The organism is Pseudomonas tehranensis, assembly GCF_014268615.1.
Lineage (GTDB): Bacteria > Pseudomonadota > Gammaproteobacteria > Pseudomonadales > Pseudomonadaceae > Aquipseudomonas > Aquipseudomonas tehranensis.
In genome coordinates this window covers 1-3,373 of record NZ_JABWQV010000376.1, presented here as the reverse complement: position 1 = coordinate 3,373, position 3,373 = coordinate 1, and the positions used below count along the sequence as shown (strand labels likewise).

Annotated in this window: 2 protein-coding genes; both read right to left on the bottom strand. The window is 63.4% G+C overall.

Annotation, left to right across the window (positions count from 1 at the left end; translation table 11 throughout):
• Window positions 1-85: 85 nt before the first annotated feature.
• The gene (locus HU811_RS26005) at window positions 86-1,756 is read right to left on the bottom strand and encodes a bifunctional protein-serine/threonine kinase/phosphatase (protein ID WP_186658925.1); all 1,671 of its coding nucleotides are present in this window, start codon (window positions 1,754-1,756) and stop codon (window positions 86-88) included.
• 9 nt (window positions 1,757-1,765) lie between these two features.
• Window positions 1,766-2,977: a nitrate/nitrite transporter gene (locus HU811_RS26000; RefSeq protein WP_186658924.1), complete on the bottom strand. Its 1,212-nt coding sequence runs from the start codon at window positions 2,975-2,977 to the stop codon at window positions 1,766-1,768.
• Window positions 2,978-3,373 lie beyond the last annotated feature (396 nt).

Genomic DNA, 3,373 nt, shown 5'->3' with positions numbered 1-3,373 from the left:
GCGAGCAAGCCCGCTCCCACATTGGATCTGCGGTGGACACAAAACCAGTGGGAGCGCGCCTGCTCGCGATGGACGCGACTGGGTTTCAGCCATGAAACGCTAAATACAGCAGCACAATGTTCACCACCAAGGACACCAGCGCCAACGTGCGCCAGACCTTCAGCGGCTCCCTTTCCAGCAACGGCCGAGGCCTGACACTCAAGCTGCGCCGTTCGCCCTGTTCCAGCAGTAACAGCCATTCCTCGGCGGTTTCAAATCGTTGCCCAGGATCTGCCGCCACGGCACGCTCCAGACTTTGCCCGAGCCATTCGGCCAGGTCCGGCCGATAGCGACTGGCACTGACTGGTACGCCAAAGCGCGGACGCTGAAACGCTTCGATTTCGCCGTAGGGGTAGTGCCCCGTCAGCAGGAAATACAAGGTCACGCCGACGGCGTACAAATCCTGTTGCGCGGTCGGTGCCGTGCCCGCGAAGGCTTCCGGTGCGATATAGCTGGGCGTGCCGGGCAGCACGTTGGCCTGATCTTCAGACAATCCCGGGCAGTACGCCAGCCCGAAATCCAGCAAGCGCAGTTCCCCATCCTCGCCCAGGTGCAGGTTCTCCGGCTTGATATCGCGGTGAAAGATCTGCCTTCGATGCAACAGGCCCACCGCGTGCACCAGCCGCTGCGCCAGGTCCTGCCACTGAGGCAGAGGCAATGGGCCGCCCTGGTTGAACAGCTCGGCCAGGGTCTTGCCCGAATACTCCCGCATGACGTAGTACAAATGCTGACGCTGGGGAACGCCGTGGACTTCCGGAAACTGCCGCCCTGCGACCCGCTTGAGGAACCATTCTTCCGACAGCAACGACTGCCCGGCCTGGGTATCGTCCCGAAGATGCCCCGGCAAGGTTTTCAGCAACCACGGCTGGCCCTGGCCATCATGTACCCGATAGAGCAACGATTGCTGGCTCTGACCGAGCAGACCCTCGATCTGCCAGCCCTCGAACACCTGTCCCGGTTTCAATGCCGGGGGAAGGGGCCATTGCTGCAACTGGGCCAGTGCATCGCCAATGCTTGCTTCGCCCACCGCGTCGACCCGCACCAGCAGGGCACTGGCGTTGTCCTGACTGCCGGCCAAGTGCGCGGCATTGACCAGGGTTTGCGCGGCAATGTCCAGGTCCGGCTGGTCGCGAAGGATAGCGGCGATGGCCGTGTCCCCCAGAACCGCCCAGACGCCATCGCTGAGCAGTACAAAGGTCTCGTCGGCGCGCAGTTCTCCATCAAGGAAGTCCAGGATCAGGTGCTGATCCAGTCCCAGGGCACGCTTGAGCACGTGCTGCATGCCCTGTTGTTCCCAGACGTGATCCTCGCTGACCCGTTGCAGATGATTGTCGTGCCAGCGGTAGACCCGGCAATCGCCCACGTGGGCCAGGGTGAAGCGCCGGCCCCGCAGGACCAGGGCGCTGACGGTGGTGAGCAGCGGTTGCCCGCCACCGTTGGCTTGCAGCCAGCGATTCTGTGCCAGTAACAACCGGTCCAGCGCCTGGGCGACACCCCAGGTTTGCGGTGTGGAATAGTAGTCCAGGGCCAGGGCCTGCAAGGTCGAACGAGCGGCCAGTCCGCCATCGGCGCATTGGCTCACGCCGTCGGCGATGGCGAACAGGTATCCCTTGCTGGCGGCCAGAGCAGGCGCCGGGGTAACCAGGCGCAGGGCGTCCTGGTTTTCTTCCCGCGGGCCTATGGCACTGGCTTCGGCAAAACTCAGTTGCAGGCTCATGGGGGCTAGTTATACCCGAGCCGCGGTGACAGCGGCCGAACCCCAGGTGGTCCTCCAGCGACGCTTGACGCCGTACAGGCCGAACCAGGCCAGCACGCCGAGGCTGGCGAACAACCACAGTGCCAGTTGATAGCTGCCGGTGCTTTGCTTGATCGCGCCCATGCCTGCCGCCAGGGCGAACCCGCCGATGCCGCCGGCCATGCCGATCAACCCGGTCATCACGCCGATCTCGCGACGGAAGCGTTGTGGCACCAGTTGGAACACCGCGCCGTTGCCGGCACCCAAACCGAGCATGGTGCAGACGAACAGGGCCAGGGCCGCGTAGGAGCTCGGCAGATTGAAGCCCACGGCCGCGATGCAGACGGCCGCGACGGTGTACATGCCCAACAGGGTGCGAATGCCGCCGAAACGATCCGCCAGGGCGCCGCCCAATGGACGCATCAGGCTGCCCCCGAAGACGCAGGCGGCGGTGTAGTAACCGGCGGTCACCGGACTCAGGCCGTACTGGTCGTTGAAGTAACCGGGCAGTGCACTGGCCAGGCCGATGAAGCCGCCGAAGGTCACGCTGTAGAAGAACATGAACCACCAGCTGTCCCGATCGCCGAGGGCCTTGAGGTAGTCGCCCATGGATTTGGCTTTTGGCCGCTCGGGAGCGTTCTTGGCCAGCCAGGCGAAGAGGATCAGGGTCACGATCAGCGGGATCAGCGCGAAACCGAACACGTTGCTCCAGCCGAATGCCACTGCCATCACCGGGGCGATCAGCGCAGCCAGTACGGTGCCCGAGTTACCGGCGCCGGCAATGCCCATGGCCTTGCCCTGGTGCTGTGGCGGATACCACTGGGACGCCAGCGGCAGGGCCACGGCGAATGAAGCACCGGCCACGCCCAGGAACAGGCCCAGCAGCAGGGCTTGTTCGTAGCTGTGGATGCCCAGTTTCCAGGCGCAGAACAGTGCACCGATCACAATCACCTGACCGACCATGCCGGCGGTTTTCGGTGAAATCCGGTCGGCCAGCAGGCCCATGAACAAGCGCAGTACGGCACCGGCCAGGATCGGCGTCGCCACCATCAGGCCGCGCTGTTGAGTGGTCAGTTGCAGATCGGCGGCAATTTGCACCGCCAGCGGGCCGAGCAGGTACCAGACCATGAAACTCAGGTCGAAATAGAGGAAGGCCGCGAACAGTGTCGGGGTGTGGCCGGATTTCCAGAAGCTTGAATTCATCGCGCACCTCAGCTGTAAAAGTCTCGAGAAATGAGTCAGTGCCTTGAAGCAGTGCGCCGCCTGTGGCTGCACCACCGGCCCCGGGCTCTGGGGCCAAAACAAAAAAACGCCGCAACCCGAATCGCCAGGGGGCGAGGAGGGTGTGCGACGTCTTTGTCGTAGGTGGGGCAACCGCCGTTGGTTACCTGTGAGTTTGTTAAAGCGAGAACTGTGCCAACAGAGGATTGGGGCAAGGCCTATCGCGAGCAAGCTCGCAAAAGCAATCTCATATCCAACATCGATATCGACTGCCCCACCGTCTTCGCGAGCAAGCCCGCTCCCACACTTGATCTGGGGCGTTAGCGAATGCTGCGTTTACCCTAGAGCCCATGTGGGAGCGGGCTTGCTCGCGAAAGC

Coding starts and splice junctions, on each gene's coding strand:
- HU811_RS26005 (WP_186658925.1), bottom strand. CDS start 1,756: ATGAGCCTGCAACTGAGTTTTGCCGAAGCCAGTGCCATAGGCCCGCGG.
- HU811_RS26000 (WP_186658924.1), bottom strand. CDS start 2,977: ATGAATTCAAGCTTCTGGAAATCCGGCCACACCCCGACACTGTTCGCG.